General features: G+C 40.7%; 9 protein-coding genes. 5 read left to right on the plus strand and 4 right to left on the minus strand.

The genetic code is table 11. The features are described from left to right. Positions 1–101: 101 nt before the first annotated feature. Positions 102–1628 carry a hypothetical protein gene (locus tag BMW86_RS07230; protein ID WP_089780378.1) on the minus strand — a complete coding sequence of 509 codons (1527 nt, stop codon included), beginning with the start codon at positions 1626–1628 and terminating at the stop codon, positions 102–104. Continuing rightward, entirely contained in the window at positions 1618–3300 is a 1683-nt protein-coding gene (locus BMW86_RS07235; RefSeq protein ID WP_089780380.1) for an NAD(P)/FAD-dependent oxidoreductase, read from the minus strand. Before BMW86_RS07235 ends, BMW86_RS07230 begins: the two co-directional genes overlap by 11 nt. Positions 3301–3530: 230 nt before the next feature. Between BMW86_RS07235 and BMW86_RS07240 the strand changes: the two genes are divergently transcribed. Beyond that, entirely contained in the window at positions 3531–4577 is a 1047-nt protein-coding gene (locus tag BMW86_RS07240; RefSeq protein WP_089780382.1) for a helix-turn-helix domain-containing protein, read from the plus strand. A 150-nt stretch (positions 4578–4727) separates the two neighbouring features. On the opposite strand, the gene BMW86_RS07245 is transcribed toward BMW86_RS07240, so the two are convergent. Further along, complete coding sequence (locus BMW86_RS07245; RefSeq protein ID WP_089780384.1) at positions 4728–5147, minus strand: MauE/DoxX family redox-associated membrane protein; 420 nt, start codon at positions 5145–5147, stop codon at positions 4728–4730. A gap of 187 nt (positions 5148–5334) precedes the next feature. Between BMW86_RS07245 and BMW86_RS07250 the strand changes: the two genes are divergently transcribed. Then, the gene (locus BMW86_RS07250; RefSeq protein WP_177189182.1) at positions 5335–6672 is read left to right on the plus strand and encodes a thioredoxin family protein; all 1338 of its coding nucleotides are present in this window, start codon (positions 5335–5337) and stop codon (positions 6670–6672) included. Positions 6673–6728: 56 nt separating this feature from the next. On the opposite strand, the gene BMW86_RS07255 is transcribed toward BMW86_RS07250, so the two are convergent. Beyond that, complete coding sequence (locus BMW86_RS07255) at positions 6729–9134, minus strand: glycoside hydrolase family 2 protein (protein WP_089780387.1); 2406 nt, start codon at positions 9132–9134, stop codon at positions 6729–6731. A 198-nt stretch (positions 9135–9332) separates the two neighbouring features. Here BMW86_RS07255 and BMW86_RS07260 point away from each other — a divergent pair, with 198 nt between their 5' ends. The 3 genes from BMW86_RS07260 (at position 9333) to BMW86_RS07270 (ending at position 13906) form a co-directional block, all read left to right on the plus strand. Continuing rightward, positions 9333–9887, plus strand: coding sequence for an RNA polymerase sigma factor (locus BMW86_RS07260; RefSeq protein ID WP_089780389.1), 555 nt, complete (start codon positions 9333–9335; stop codon positions 9885–9887). Between the two features lie 308 nt (positions 9888–10195). Further along, a complete protein-coding gene (locus tag BMW86_RS07265) occupies positions 10196–11194 on the plus strand; it encodes a helix-turn-helix domain-containing protein (protein ID WP_089780390.1) in 999 nt (332 codons plus the stop codon). 12 nt (positions 11195–11206) lie between these two features. Continuing rightward, complete coding sequence (locus BMW86_RS07270; protein WP_089780393.1) at positions 11207–13906, plus strand: alpha/beta hydrolase family protein; 2700 nt, start codon at positions 11207–11209, stop codon at positions 13904–13906. The last annotated feature ends 11 nt before the right edge of the window (positions 13907–13917 follow it).

The raw sequence follows: 13917 nt of genomic DNA on the forward strand, positions 1-13917 counted from the left end.
GGTAGTGCAACTTTAAGTCCACACACTTATTTTATCCCAGGTAAGTGACATTATAAGACACAACTTTTTTATCCTCCTGATGTTTCCCCCAAAACTTCCTGTCATCCTATCCCGGGTTCGCCCGGGATAAGGTTTACATTTTCTTCTTTGGCAACAAAACTCTCCTTAATCACATATCCCAGCAATAATCCACCAAAAGCAAGTGTAATAATGAACGGGAATGCCTGATAGCGTAATACAATAGGTGAGGCTACCACACTAAATACCAGGTTGGAGATCCATACCAGCAGCATAACCAGCAAGACTTTTTTGTAATAAGGGCTCACTCTTGCAAAACCACCCAGGAGCAGGAAACATATAAAGCTCATAAAGAAAACAATATTGATTACGGCCAGTATAGGCGGGAAAGCCGCTGTCAGGAGGATCTTTCTGTCTTTCGACAAAGAGGTCACTTTGGGTGTTTTATAACCAAACCAAACAACCGCCATCTGGTCTACCGAATCTTTCCCCATATTATCTATATCCAGGAATTCAACAGCAGGGGAATAATAGTTTATCAGGTTGGGCCACAGGTAATAACGGGCAAAATCAGCAGGATATTGGCGGATCAGCCAGAAACCATAGTTCCCGTATAATGGCGCTACACTTGACCATCTTTTCAGATTGGCTGTAGTACTGTCTTTCTTATATTTTTGTGCCATGTACATTTTCAACGGCGCCTTCTCATCCCACAGGTAATAGATCCCCAGTCTATCATCCGGTCGTTGTTTCACATGCCGCAGGGAGTCCATATGTTTGATCGTGATCCCGTGTAATTTTTTGAATTGAGCGGGAACAGGTTTCGTAGAATCAGGAGGAACATGCGCATACATGAACAGCGCATTACTGCCCATCTGCCAGCCGCCGAAAGCTGAGAATTGTGCTACACCCGTTTTTTCCTGATACATCCAGGTAGTATAAATTACAAACCAGGAGACTGGCAGCAGGATAATACCCAACGCGGTGAATTTTAGTTTAACGGTTCCCTTTGTCAGTATAATAACAAATATGCTGATAAAAGGATAATACAGCGCATTATAGCGGACAGAAAATACAAAGCCCAATACCAGCGCATGCAGGATTACCATACGTAAATTCGGCTGGTACAGGATCCAGAGTAAGCTGGTCAACCATAACACACTTAAAGTTGCAAACAAAGCATCACTGGAAACGAAGTTGCTGATATAAAACCATAGTGGGTTTAATACCATGAAAGCAAACAGGATTCTCATCACCCATTTACCGGGTTGTACCAAATAACGTATCGTGAACAGAAAAAACAGCATGCTTGCCTGTAGCAATAAATACTGGACCAGGGCCATTGCTGTATCAGAACGGTTAAATACACTGATAAAACGCAGGAACTTTGAATATCCTACCGGCCACATACTAATATTGACATTGTTAAATGCGGCATCCAGGTAGGAATAGGAATCCGGCAGGAAATTGGGGAACGGGTATAGTTTTTTGAATACAAAAAAGATGATTAAGGCAGCAGTAACTGACAATAACAGGGAGATACGATTCTCCCTGTTATGCCATATATATTGCCCGAATTCACGGGGTAGTAAGGGTTGTTTAATTGTCATAGTTCACCTGTTTGGTTGTTTTATCCTTAAAGGAAGACCGAACCTGACTCACCGGTATTGCTGCAGGTGTGTCGGTTGCGGTCTTCTCTTCATGGTATTCCTGTTCTGTATTAATTGCCCATATATTCTCTTTGGAGGTGATACCTGCAATGATATTATCTACGGCTACCATTGCAGTCAACATGGAATGGTCTGCATTATTATATTTGTGCATTCCATTACGGCCCACCAGGAAGAGGTTCTCCAGTGTATCTGTATAAGCCCTCACTTTATCAAAATGTGCATAAGCACCAAAATAAGCAGGATATGTTTTTTCTACTCTTAATACGGTACTGTCCAACACATTTTCTGCGGTGGCCAGTCCTATTTTCTCCAATTCCTTTATCGCCAGTGCTGAAATATCAGCATCAGGTAATTTCCAGAAAGCATCTGTTTCATTACAGAAAAACTCCATTCCTACCCATATGGTATCCGGATCATTAACCATATAAGGGCTCCAATTGTTGAAGAGTTGTAATCTTCCTACTGTCACTTCTTTTTCCTGTATATAGATCCAGGTATCCTCCAGTTTCAGCGATTTCCATTCACCGGTATGTTTATCCTGGTATGAAAGACGTTTGAGCAGGATGCCGACGGTAATGAAATCCCGGTACTGCAATCCGGCGGCGATTTCCTTTACCCGGGGAGGAACGGGGCCTGCTATCCCGGCTATCAGCTCTTTCACAGGCATAGTGCTGAAGAAGTAATCCGCTTCCAGCGGCAGGGCTTTCCCTGTTTCCTGGTTAATGGCAATCACTTCAGTTACCCTGTTATATCCGGTGTAAATATATTTTACGCTATGGTGCATATGAATAATACCCCCCATTTCCTGCACCTGGCGGGCCACCTCTTCCCATAATTGCCCCGGTCCGAACTTAGGGTACAGGAACTGCTCAATAAGGCTTGTTTCGGTATCTTTCTGGGCAATATCCCCTGTTACTTTTTTCTTGGCCTTTGTGGCTTCTTTAATGGCATGCTGGAGTGCTTTGCGGATACTTACCCCTTTAATGCGCTGAGCACCCCATTCTGCGGGGATCTCCCGGCAGGGAACGCCCCATACCTTTTCGGTATAGTCTCTGAAAAAAAGCTCATATAATGTTTTCCCAAACCGGTTGATCATAAAATCTTCCAGGTTGTTTTCCGGTTTTCTTGGAAATAACTGTGCTTTCAGGTAGGAAAACAGGATGGCAATCGTCCTTCCGACGCCTAGTTTACGGAGGGTTTCTATTGATAAGGTGATGGGATAGGTAAAGAATTTGCGCAGGAAGTAAATCCTGGATAAGCGTTTGCGCACCAGCATTACTTTATCGGGATCTCCGGCAACAGTACCATTCGCATTCACTTCCCTGGACTTATTCTGATATTTAATAGTAAAGGAAGATCCCGCTTCCTGTTGTGGGGGCATAATATTCATCCACCAGTTCATCACTCTGTCCGACTTGGAAAAGAACCGGTGACCGCCGATATCCATACGATTGCCTTTATAATTGATAGTTTTGGAGATGCCGCCTATATCATCACTTTTTTCCAGAATGACAGGCAGAATATCAGTGCGTTTTAACATCTCGTAGGCAGCAGTTAAGCCTGCAGGGCCAGCACCAATAATGATGGCTTTTTTCCTTATAGTATCCATATTGTGGGTCTTATGCTTTGGGTAACATGGCTTTCAGCATATTTTGATTTTGAGGCACGGTTCTTTATGCTGATATAATATATATTCGAAGGTAAAAATGCTGGCAGTATTCTACTTAGGAGACAGGGAATAATTTCCGGATATCGCGGAAAAAACGTTCATCCTTCCACAGATGTGATAATATTGCATCATTGCTACCTAATTTACATTTAAATCATATCGACCCTACCATGCCTCTACCATTGTCAATCAAAACCCAAAATGGAAATCCTGTGCATTTTACACCCAATCTGCCAGCAATATTTTCAGACCAGGAGATCCACGGTGCAAAATCTTATCATGCACACAATAAAAGTTACGGATATCTCATATATCAACAGGTAGCCAGTAATGGTTATACTGCCTGGATGAACCACTTTATTATTACCAGTCCGGCTGAATTTGTGGTAACAGCTAATGTAGACGACCTCCTGCTGCATCATACTATCAAAGGCAAAATGTCTTATCTGATAGATCAGCAGGAAGTAGAAACAGAGGAACATCAGATGAACCTGCTGGTTGCTAACCGACTTTGTAATATCATCCGCTTTAATCTACCTGGCGTCTATACAGCTCTTACCGTACATATCCCCCTTAGCAAACTGGAAGAATTCAACGACAGTTTTCCGGTTGTGCAGCGTTTCCTGGAAAAGGTTAATGCCGGGAATGCTGTAATGCTGCTTGAACAAAACATGATAACACATACCCGTATACGTAATATTGTACAGGATATAACAGAACGCCGGTTGCTAAGTTCCGCCGGGGAAAAATACCGTGTACAGAAAACAGGCGAACTGGTCATAGAATCACTGGATATGTTATCCCGCTATATGATCGATAAAGATGGGCTTACTCCTGCCGACCATGAAAAGGGTAAAAGAACAGAAGTGTTTCTGCTGACCCATTTGCAGCAAGCTTGTCCTCCTACGTTAAAACAACTGTCTGCCTTTGCTGGTGTCAATGAGAAAAAACTGGAACATATTTTTAGGAGCCGGCATAAAGTAACTATATACGACTTCTTTCAGAATGCCCGTATGAATATCATTTATCAAAAACTCACGGAAACAACAATGCCATTGCAGGATATTGCAGAGGATTTTGGGTATACGGATTATTCCAGTTTTTCATATGCGGTAAAAAAAAGATTCTCATTTGGCCCGCGGGAATTAAGGAAGAGGCTAATTGATTTATTATCGAAAGCATTCATGGTCTTTCAGTTCTTTATTGCAATTCTTTAAAGAATTGCTGGTATGAAGGTTTAAATTTAGAAGAATATTTAATGGCAAATGAAAGAATCCCGGTTAAAGAGCCGGGATTCTTTTATTCATTATATTACATTCTTCGCCAGCTGCACGGGCCAATCAACAATATTAACAAAGTTGGCTTTTTCATACAGCCAACCGAGGCGACTTTCTTTGCAGTACAATACCTACTACTGCCAACACTAAAAAAAAGATATTAAATGCCAATTGCTGGTGCCATGACAAAAACTCTGGAACAACGAGACCAGCGGGTTGCCGTTTACTCAAAGTGAGTATACCAACAACATACCCTGTAAGCGATATCATCAACGCCAATGCGCCATATAATCCTCTTAACCGCCAGGCAGGAACCAGCAATAAAGCGAATACTATAATTTCTGATACCGGTAAAAACCATGCTATAAGTGGGGCTATAGGTTTCAACACCGGGTAAAGGCCTATTTGTCCTTTAAAAAAATTATACTCCATCAGTTTACCAACAGCAGCATATAAAAATAATAAGGCAAATAATATTGAAATGATTTCAATGATAATGGATTTTTTCATGGCGAGATATTCTGTGGATTAACATGATGTAATAATTCAAAGATAATGTCATGGTTCCCTAAAAAAGTTAGGAGATAAGAAAAAAAGTTACCACATCCATATGAATTCCACACACAAAGAGGCCTTCCTCTAAAATGATGTTACGTTTGATCTGTATATGCAATTGACAGGTACTAAAATTATAAGAATGATAAGAAAATTGATTGTAGCTCTTATTGCCTGCCTGTTCATCATATCTACCTTAACCGCTCAGGATAAAGGAATTAAATTTGAACAGGGGCTTAGCTGGCAGCAGGTGAAAGAAAAAGCTAAAGCAGAAAATAAATATATTTTCCTGGATTGTTATGCTACCTGGTGTGGGCCCTGTAAAGCTATGGATAGTGGCATCTACCCATCAGAAAACGTAGCTGCTGTCACGAATGACAAATTTATTGCAGTAAAAGTACAATTTGACAAGAGTCGGAAGGACAGCAAAGAGATACAAGCCTGGTATGAGGATGCACATAATATCCAGAAGGAATATAAAATAACTGGGTTGCCTTCCTTTTTATTCTTTTCCCCGGATGGAAAAATAGTACATCGGGACATGGGTTATAAAGACGAGCCCGTTTTTATAACACTTCTAACTGATGCGCTTAATCCTTCCAGGCAATATTATACTTTACTGGCAAACTACCGGCAAGGTAAAAAGGATTATACTACAATGCAGGAGTTAGCTGTTGCAGTAAATGACTTTGGAGACAAGGAGTTTTCCCATATAATAGCAGCGGATTATAAGAAAAACTATTTAGACAAATTAGCTACTGTCCAGTTGCTTAATAAGGAACATATTGATTTCATCAATAAATATCCTGATCTGCTTCACTCAAAAGATAAGTTCTTCCAGTTATTTTATCATCAGGCAGAGCAGGTTGATAAAATCTGTAATCATCAGGGACTATCAGACGGGTTGGTTAAATCCGTTATTACAAAAGAAGAAATAGAAAAGAAATTATGGCAGGGCAATAAACCTGTCACTAAAAACCCCGATTGGCAGAAAATGAGTGCAGCCATTGACAAAAAATACAATCATAGTTATACTAAAAGTGTTGTTCCTGATGCTCAAATTAGCTTTTACAGACGTATAGAAGACTGGCCGAGATACGTAAAACTCAAAGACCATAAAATGGAGCAGCAAACTGTTATTGATGCCGGTGATTTAAATGGGGATGCCTGGGATATCTTTTTGCATTGTAATGATAAAAGCATATTATCTAAAGCGCTTACCTGGAGTGACAAGTCTTTACAATTAGCTATGTCTACTGAAGGAAACGAGTATGCAATCATGCAAGCTTATGATACTAATGCCAACCTGCTATACAAATTAGGAAGAGTAGAAGAAGCCCTTGCTACAGAGCAAAAGGCAATTGCAACGGGAATTAGCCTGGCGCAAAAAAATGGTGTAAATAAAGGGTATTTCTTTGATGAATTTAATGCAACATTAGCAAAGATGAAAAAGGGAGAACCTACCTGGAGTACAAATTGAAGTCTATATTTAAATATCCGGCTATGGGTTTAAGGTAAACCCATAGCCGGAAAAAATTATGGTTTCGCTCTATCTACAGCACCCTGGAACATATTGCGTTCCTGCTCGGATATATTGCTTCCATATTTACTTAAATAATTCGTAGCCACCGGTGCATAAGCTGCCCAATCCTGTTTATTATAATAGTAAATAGCCTTAGCCCTCAAATAAATTTCATCGCCCGGAGTACCATAACCTGCTACCTTCGTTTCAATAGCTTTCCAGTCCACATTATTATTCCCCTGCATTAAAGGATTTATTTCCCCGTTAAAGATCATGTTCATTAAACTCACAGTGAGCTGACGATCTCCCAGCACTTTTCTGAAATCTGTCTGATTGGCATTCATAAGAGCAAATCCCGGATCTGTTGTGCTTTTGGTAAACTGAGCAATAAATCTGATTTGCTCCTCTGTTAAAGGGGCTTTCAGTGTTGCGATATAATCATTACCCACCATTGCTCCTCCGGGTTTGTCACTCACGAATATGGACATTTCTGCAAGAGCATGCAGAAACGCAGGCTCTCTCTTACCATTCATGTACTCCTGAAATAACCCGCTGTATTTCATCCCGGGATCAGACATATCAGCTATTTTAGCTGTTACCACCGGTATAGTACCGATATTATGTACCAGAGGTGCATGGATCTTTCTCAATTCTTCAAAAGGGATTTTGATAACCTCTCTGTCATAGGTGATCAAACCATTCTCCTCTCCTTCCACATCAAAAGGTTCTGTATAGATAGAACCGCTTAAGCCCTCTGCTTCCAGTAATTTCAGGTGTTGGTTCATAATCGCATATTTCCCCTGTAACTGTGAAGGTAAAACCTGGATATAACCCCAACCTTTCAGTGCCGTCCACTGGTGGCCTGGAATTGACACACCAATACCCCCAAATTCGCCCAGCACCCTTGCTTTACCAGCTTGTGCAGGAGAAATCATAGGATCAGGATAAGAATGTACGTCTGTCATATCACTGCTTACCCAGTTCTCTTTCCCTGTTTTGCTTTCCTGACCGTTGATAAATATATATTCTCCGGAATGACCATTCACAATCCTGGAAGGGTCAGTGGATTTAACCCATTCCGTCATACGTTTCTGATCATAAGATCCCCATTGCTCATTAAACAATACCCAGGTAGTAATACTTGGATAGTTATGCAGTTGCTCCAGGTTCTCTTTACTTTCTTTCTCAAACTCCGCTTTGGCTCCTTCCGGCATACCATGTGGAGCATTTACCATATCCTGCCATATCAGCATCCCTATTTTATCTGCATGATAATACCAGCGGGCAGGTTCTATTTTAATATGTTTCCTTATCGTATTAAAGCCCATTGCTTTGCTTGCTTCGATATCAAACTTCAGGGCTTCATCAGTAGGCGCAGTCATTAAACCCTCGGGCCAGAATCCCTGGTCGAGATTACCCAGGTTATAAGTATACTTATTATTTAAGAAGATACGTTCCTGTCCTTTTTCATCTTTCTGAATGGCAATTTTACGCATCCCGAAATAACTGGCCACTTCATCTACCACTTTTCCGCCTTTCATTATTTTCACTGAAAGGTCATACAGGAATGGATTATCCGGTGACCATAATTTTGCATTCTTTACTGGCAATGCAATATTTACACCAGCCTTCCCCTTTATCTTGCTTACTTCTTTTCCTGCTTCACTTGCCACAAGCTCTACGCTACTACCGGCAGGTGCGTTTACGGTGATATTCATCACTCCCTTATCAATATCCGGTGTCATTTTCAAACCGGCAATAGAGACAGCAGGTACTGTTTCCAGCCAAACCGTCTGCCAGATACCACTACTGGGAGTGTAGTAAATATTCTGTGGATTTAATACCTGTTTACCGTGAGGATTACTCCCCTCATCTGTAGGATCATATACGCGTACAACCAGTTCGTTGTCACCATCCTTTAAGGCATCAGTTATATCAATAGAGAAACTTTGATAACCACCAGTATGGCCTCCAACTTCCTTTCCATTTATGAACACGGTAGATTGCCAGTCAACTGCACCAAAATTCAACAATACATGTTTGTTACCTTTCGTATCAGGCCTGGTAAGCGTACGCTTATACCACAATAACTGAGAGGGTAATAAACTTTTCTTGACGCCGGATAATGCCGATTCCAGTGGGAAGGGCACCAATATCTGTCCTTCATATTGAGAAGGCATAGTTGCATCCTTTTCAGTAATAGTATACTGCCACAATCCATTCAGGTTTTCCCATTGTGTACGTACCATCTGGGGACGGGGATATTCCGGATGTACATTTTCCGGACTTACATCTTTAGCCCATCGGGTTTGTATACCTACCGGCTGCATTTTCCATGTTGTGCCACTTTGGGCATAAAGGAATCCAACGGATAAACAACAAGTAATAAAAACGGCCAGCGTTTTCTTAAATAACTTCATGCTGAAATATGTTTGGTGTTTTGTTTAAAGAATGAAGGTATCTCAACGAGGTAAATAGTTGCGCAACCGGTTCGGATTAACATAATTTTAACTTTATCCCTCTTCAATTCATTCTCATTAACGTTGTATTAACTGAATTAAAAATCCCATTTTTTAAATTGCATACAAGATACCTGTCTTAAACCATGTATCATCATTATGAACTATAATGAACGAGAATTATTTGCCAGGATAAAACAGGATGACCAAACTGCTTTTACCGTCATTTATAATCATTACCAGCCGATGCTTCACCTGGAAGCATATCACAAAATACTACAACAACAGGAAGCTGAAGATATCGTACAGGAGGTATTTGCTTCGTTATGGAAACGAAGAGCTGACATCGACATTAATACGTCGCTTAAAGGGTTCTTATATAAGGCTGTACATTTTCAATTTACCACCAGGATAAGAAAAAAACAATCCAATAAAAAATTTCTTGCCGCTACCCCATTTCCAGTGACAGACGAAACAGGTTATCAATCACTGGAAAAAAAGGAATTAAACCACCAGCTGCAAATGGCGATCAACAATCTTTCTTCCGATACCTGCCGGAAAGTATTGAAACTGACTTACCTGCAGCAAAAAAGCCACAAGGAAACTGCAGCAGAATTAAATGTGCAGCTCCATACAGTAAAAAGCCAGGCCAGCCGGGGGATAAAACATCTTACCAGAATGAACCGGCGCCATAGAGTGCTTTCACATTGTTGACTGCATCTGCGAAAGTAGGTTATTGGTTAAATATCCCTTTAAAGACCATTCATTGCCTGAGCTTGCTTATATATTCTATATACCGGCAGTACAACTGGTAGCCAGTTTCAGACAACATTTCTACATCAGCATAAAAACGTTTACGCATATGTTAAAAATGATGACGCCCTATGATCTGATACTTCAGATGAAATGGACAAGTTCGTTATAGAATATTATGAAGATCAATATCCTATTTGCTAAGTGATAGTGATGTTGCAGTCTCTCTCCTTACATTGCATCCATTGATGTAATTGTAGCTAACTTCTATGCGATTACCATTGTCCATTAAAACCCAATCAGGGCAACCACTGATATTTAGAGATGGCTTTCCTGAAGCCTTTTCAGATTACAAACTACATGGTGCACATGCTTATCATGCATCATACGATAATGATGGTTTCATCCTGTATCAGCAGATTGCCAATGACAGGTTCACTACCTGGATCAGCCACTATGTAATTACCAGGCCAACTGCATTCATGGTTAAGGCTGCTGTTAATGACCTGCTCCTGCATTATACTATACAGGGCAATATGTTCTATGTGCTGGACCGTCAGGAATTCCTGACTACTAATCATCAGATGAACATCATAATATGCGAGCGGCTCAATCACCTCATCCGTTTCAAAACGCCAGGGCTATATGTGGCACTTAATATACATATCCCTTTTACTGAACTGGAAGAGTTGAACGATAGTTTCCCGGAGGCGCAACGCTTCATAGAGCAAACCACATCCGGCAATTCAGTGGCCTTGTTTGATCAAAGCATTATAGTAAATGAGCGGCTACGTAACATTGTACAAGATATAACCGATCGTCAGCTGATAAATACAGCCAGGGAAAAATATCACCTGCAGAAAACTATAGAACTGATCATTGAATCGCTGGATATGCTCTCCCAAAATCTGGCAAAGAATAGTGGTCTTGGTTTATCAGATAATGAAAGAGCAGAGAAAACCGAAGCCCTTTTATTAGCTCATTTACAAAGCCCCACTCCTCCTACATTAAAACAACTGGCCAGATACGCGGGTACCAATGAGAAAAAACTGGAAATGATATTCAAGACTAAACATCAGGTGACTATATACGACTACTTCCTGAATGCACGCATGCAAGTCATTTACAGAAAGCTAACAGAAACGGATATTCCTCTGCAGGATCTGGCTGCAAGTTTTGGATATACAGATTATTCCAGTTTTTCCTTTGCAGTTAAGAGACGGTTTGGGTTGGGGCCTAAAGATCTGAGAAAAAAGAAGATGTGGTAAATAGCTATATATATGAGATACTTTCTTCTATTCGTATTTTTCTCTCTTTACGCTACCTGCAGCCTTGCACAGAAACCACCTATAGATACCAGTGTCTTCGATAAATGGCCTTCAGTAGGTACTCCTGCTATAAGTAATAATGGTCACTATGTAGTATATACGATCAATAATCAACCTACGGGAAATTCCACCTTGGTCATACAGGCAACCCGGACTAAATGGAAAATGGAAATACCGGGAGTCGTATCTGGAGCAATCACACAAGACAGCAGGAAGGCCCTCTTTATCAAACCTGGGGATAGTCTCTGTATACTCACACTGGATAGTGTTTTCACTGAGTATATTCCTCATGTTTATTCTTTCAGGCTTTTTAAGCAAGGTGACAATGAGTGCCTGATTTACCAGTTGAACAATCCGGCGAAAGAACTGGTAATACAGGACCTGGGAACTGGCAACAAAAACACTTTCACAGCAATAGTCAATTATTGGTTAAGTGATAATGGTAATACCCTACTTCTGCAATCGGAGTCAATGAATGATAATATTATCACGTACTGGGTAGACCTACCTGGCGGGAAGATGATCTCAATCGGGCAGGGCGCAAACGCTGGTGGCTTTGTTTTTGACAAAAGCGGTACCCAACTGGCGTTTACCAAAGACGAAAAAGTCAATAACCAATCTGCCATTTCTTTATGGTATTATAAACAGGGAACTGACAAAGCTGTTCAGCTGGCTGATAACCAATCAGCAGGTATAGACAATGGTTTACGCTTAGATAATATTGAGCGTTTCAGTAATGACGGCAGCAGATTATTTTTCAACTTAAAAGAGAGAGATTATCCCATACTCTCACCAGATGCCGTTAAAGTAGATATCTGGAGCTATAAAGATCCAAAATTGCAATCACAACAATTATCCGAAGTAGATCCTCATCAGTGGAGAGGAGGACCGCGTAGCTATTCTGCAGTCATAGGCATTCAGGAGCATCACATTATCCGGTTACAACAAGAGAATGAGACTATCCTTTTCTTTAGGGAAGAATCGGATGATGTTGCATTCATCAGCAATAGTAAAGGAGATTATAATGAAAAACATTGGAATCCGGCTGCTCAACCCTTTTATTATATTATATCTACCAGGAATGGGAAAAGAAAAGAGATAAAACTGAACGCTGAAAGTTTCCCGGCAGATATATCGCCGGGAGGGAAATATTTAATTGCTACAGATACGATTGGAAGAGATTATTTCAGTTATGAGCTTGGAACCGATGTGATACGCAATATTACCCGGACGCTTCCTATTCCATTCGTTGATAATGAATATGAAGAAGTGGTCTCAAAATCGAGGGGCATGTGCGTAACTGCTACCTGGCTGGATAATGATGCAGGATTTTTGCTTTATGACAAATATGATATATGGCTGGTAGATCCCTTAGGTCATGTACCTCCTGTCAACCTGACAAATGGCTATGGCCGCCAGCATAATATTGTTTTTCGTCTGGCAAAAGATTATCAACATACACCTCTCTCTGGTAAAGAACAACTCGTTCTGAGTGCTTTTAACAGAAATACCAAAGACAATGGTTTTTACAGCAAAGTACTGAATCAAAAAGGAGATCCAGTACTATTAACAATGGGTGCTTATGTATACGATGTACATTTGGGGCCAATTTCATTTATATCCACGTTTCCTCCCCTGAAAGCCCGGGATACAGCGCTTTACCTGGTACGTCGCGAAAGTGCCAGCCAATCACCTAATTACTTTACTACAACTGATTTTAAAACCTTTCCCCAATTAAGTGCTGTTTATCCTGAAGCAAACTACAATTGGCTAAGGTCTGAACTAATGATATGGAAAACACCGGATAATCGTTTAGTACAGGGAGTACTGTATAAACCGGAAAATTTTGATCCGGGGAAAAAGTATCCTGTCATTTTTCATTACTATGAGCGTCTGTCAGATCGCTTAAACCTATATGAAAAACCTGAGGCTGCTGGTGGTTGGTTAAATATTCCATGGTTTGTCAGCAATGACTATTTAGTTTTTACACCTGATATTCATTATACAATTGGAGAGCCTGGAAAAAACGCCTACAATTCCGTGATTTCTGCTGCAAAATACCTTGCGAGGTTACCATATATAAATACTACAAAAATGGGCATCCAGGGACACAGTTTTGGGGGCTATGAAACTAACTACCTCATTACCCATACCAATAAGTTTGCTGCTGCTTGTTCATCATCAGGGTTCTGTGATTTAATCAGTGCTTATGGATCTGTTATGTCTAATGGAGGAGCCCCGTTTTTTAGTAGTTGGGCTGAAACCGGCCATGGTCGTATCGGAGCTACGTTATGGCAAAGGCCGGGTTTATATATAAAAAACTCTCCTATTTTCCAGACAGATAAAGTGACTACACCACTGTTAATGATGAATAATAAGGATGACGGTATAGTTCCTTTTGCCCAGGGCGTGGAATTTTTCACGGCATTACGTCGTCTCAATAAAAAAGTATGGCTGTTGCAGTATGATGGAGAAAAGCATTCGCTATTTGATAACAATGCCACCAAGGATTACACGATTAGGATTACACAGTTTTTTGATTATTACCTCAAAGGGCACGAAGCTCCGAAATGGATGACTGAAGGCATATCAACCAGGCTGAAAGGAATAAAGACAGGCCTCGGGCGTGATACGTCAGGAAAAAAACCTTAAAAACAGAACTC

This window comes from Chitinophaga sp. YR573 (assembly GCF_900110995.1).
GTDB lineage: Bacteria > Bacteroidota > Bacteroidia > Chitinophagales > Chitinophagaceae > Chitinophaga.

Excerpts from the sequence above, each read along its gene's own strand:
- BMW86_RS07230 (WP_089780378.1), bottom strand. The coding sequence starts at position 1,628 with ATGACAATTAAACAACCCTTACTACCCCGTGAATTCGGGCAATATATA.
- BMW86_RS07235 (WP_089780380.1), bottom strand. The coding sequence starts at position 3,300 with ATGGATACTATAAGGAAAAAAGCCATCATTATTGGTGCTGGCCCTGCA.
- BMW86_RS07240 (WP_089780382.1), top strand. The coding sequence starts at position 3,531 with ATGCCTCTACCATTGTCAATCAAAACCCAAAATGGAAATCCTGTGCAT.
- BMW86_RS07245 (WP_089780384.1), bottom strand. The coding sequence starts at position 5,147 with ATGAAAAAATCCATTATCATTGAAATCATTTCAATATTATTTGCCTTA.
- BMW86_RS07250 (WP_177189182.1), top strand. The coding sequence starts at position 5,335 with ATGATAAGAAAATTGATTGTAGCTCTTATTGCCTGCCTGTTCATCATA.
- BMW86_RS07255 (WP_089780387.1), bottom strand. The coding sequence starts at position 9,134 with ATGAAGTTATTTAAGAAAACGCTGGCCGTTTTTATTACTTGTTGTTTA.
- BMW86_RS07260 (WP_089780389.1), top strand. The coding sequence starts at position 9,333 with ATGAACTATAATGAACGAGAATTATTTGCCAGGATAAAACAGGATGAC.
- BMW86_RS07265 (WP_089780390.1), top strand. The coding sequence starts at position 10,196 with ATGCGATTACCATTGTCCATTAAAACCCAATCAGGGCAACCACTGATA.
- BMW86_RS07270 (WP_089780393.1), top strand. The coding sequence starts at position 11,207 with ATGAGATACTTTCTTCTATTCGTATTTTTCTCTCTTTACGCTACCTGC.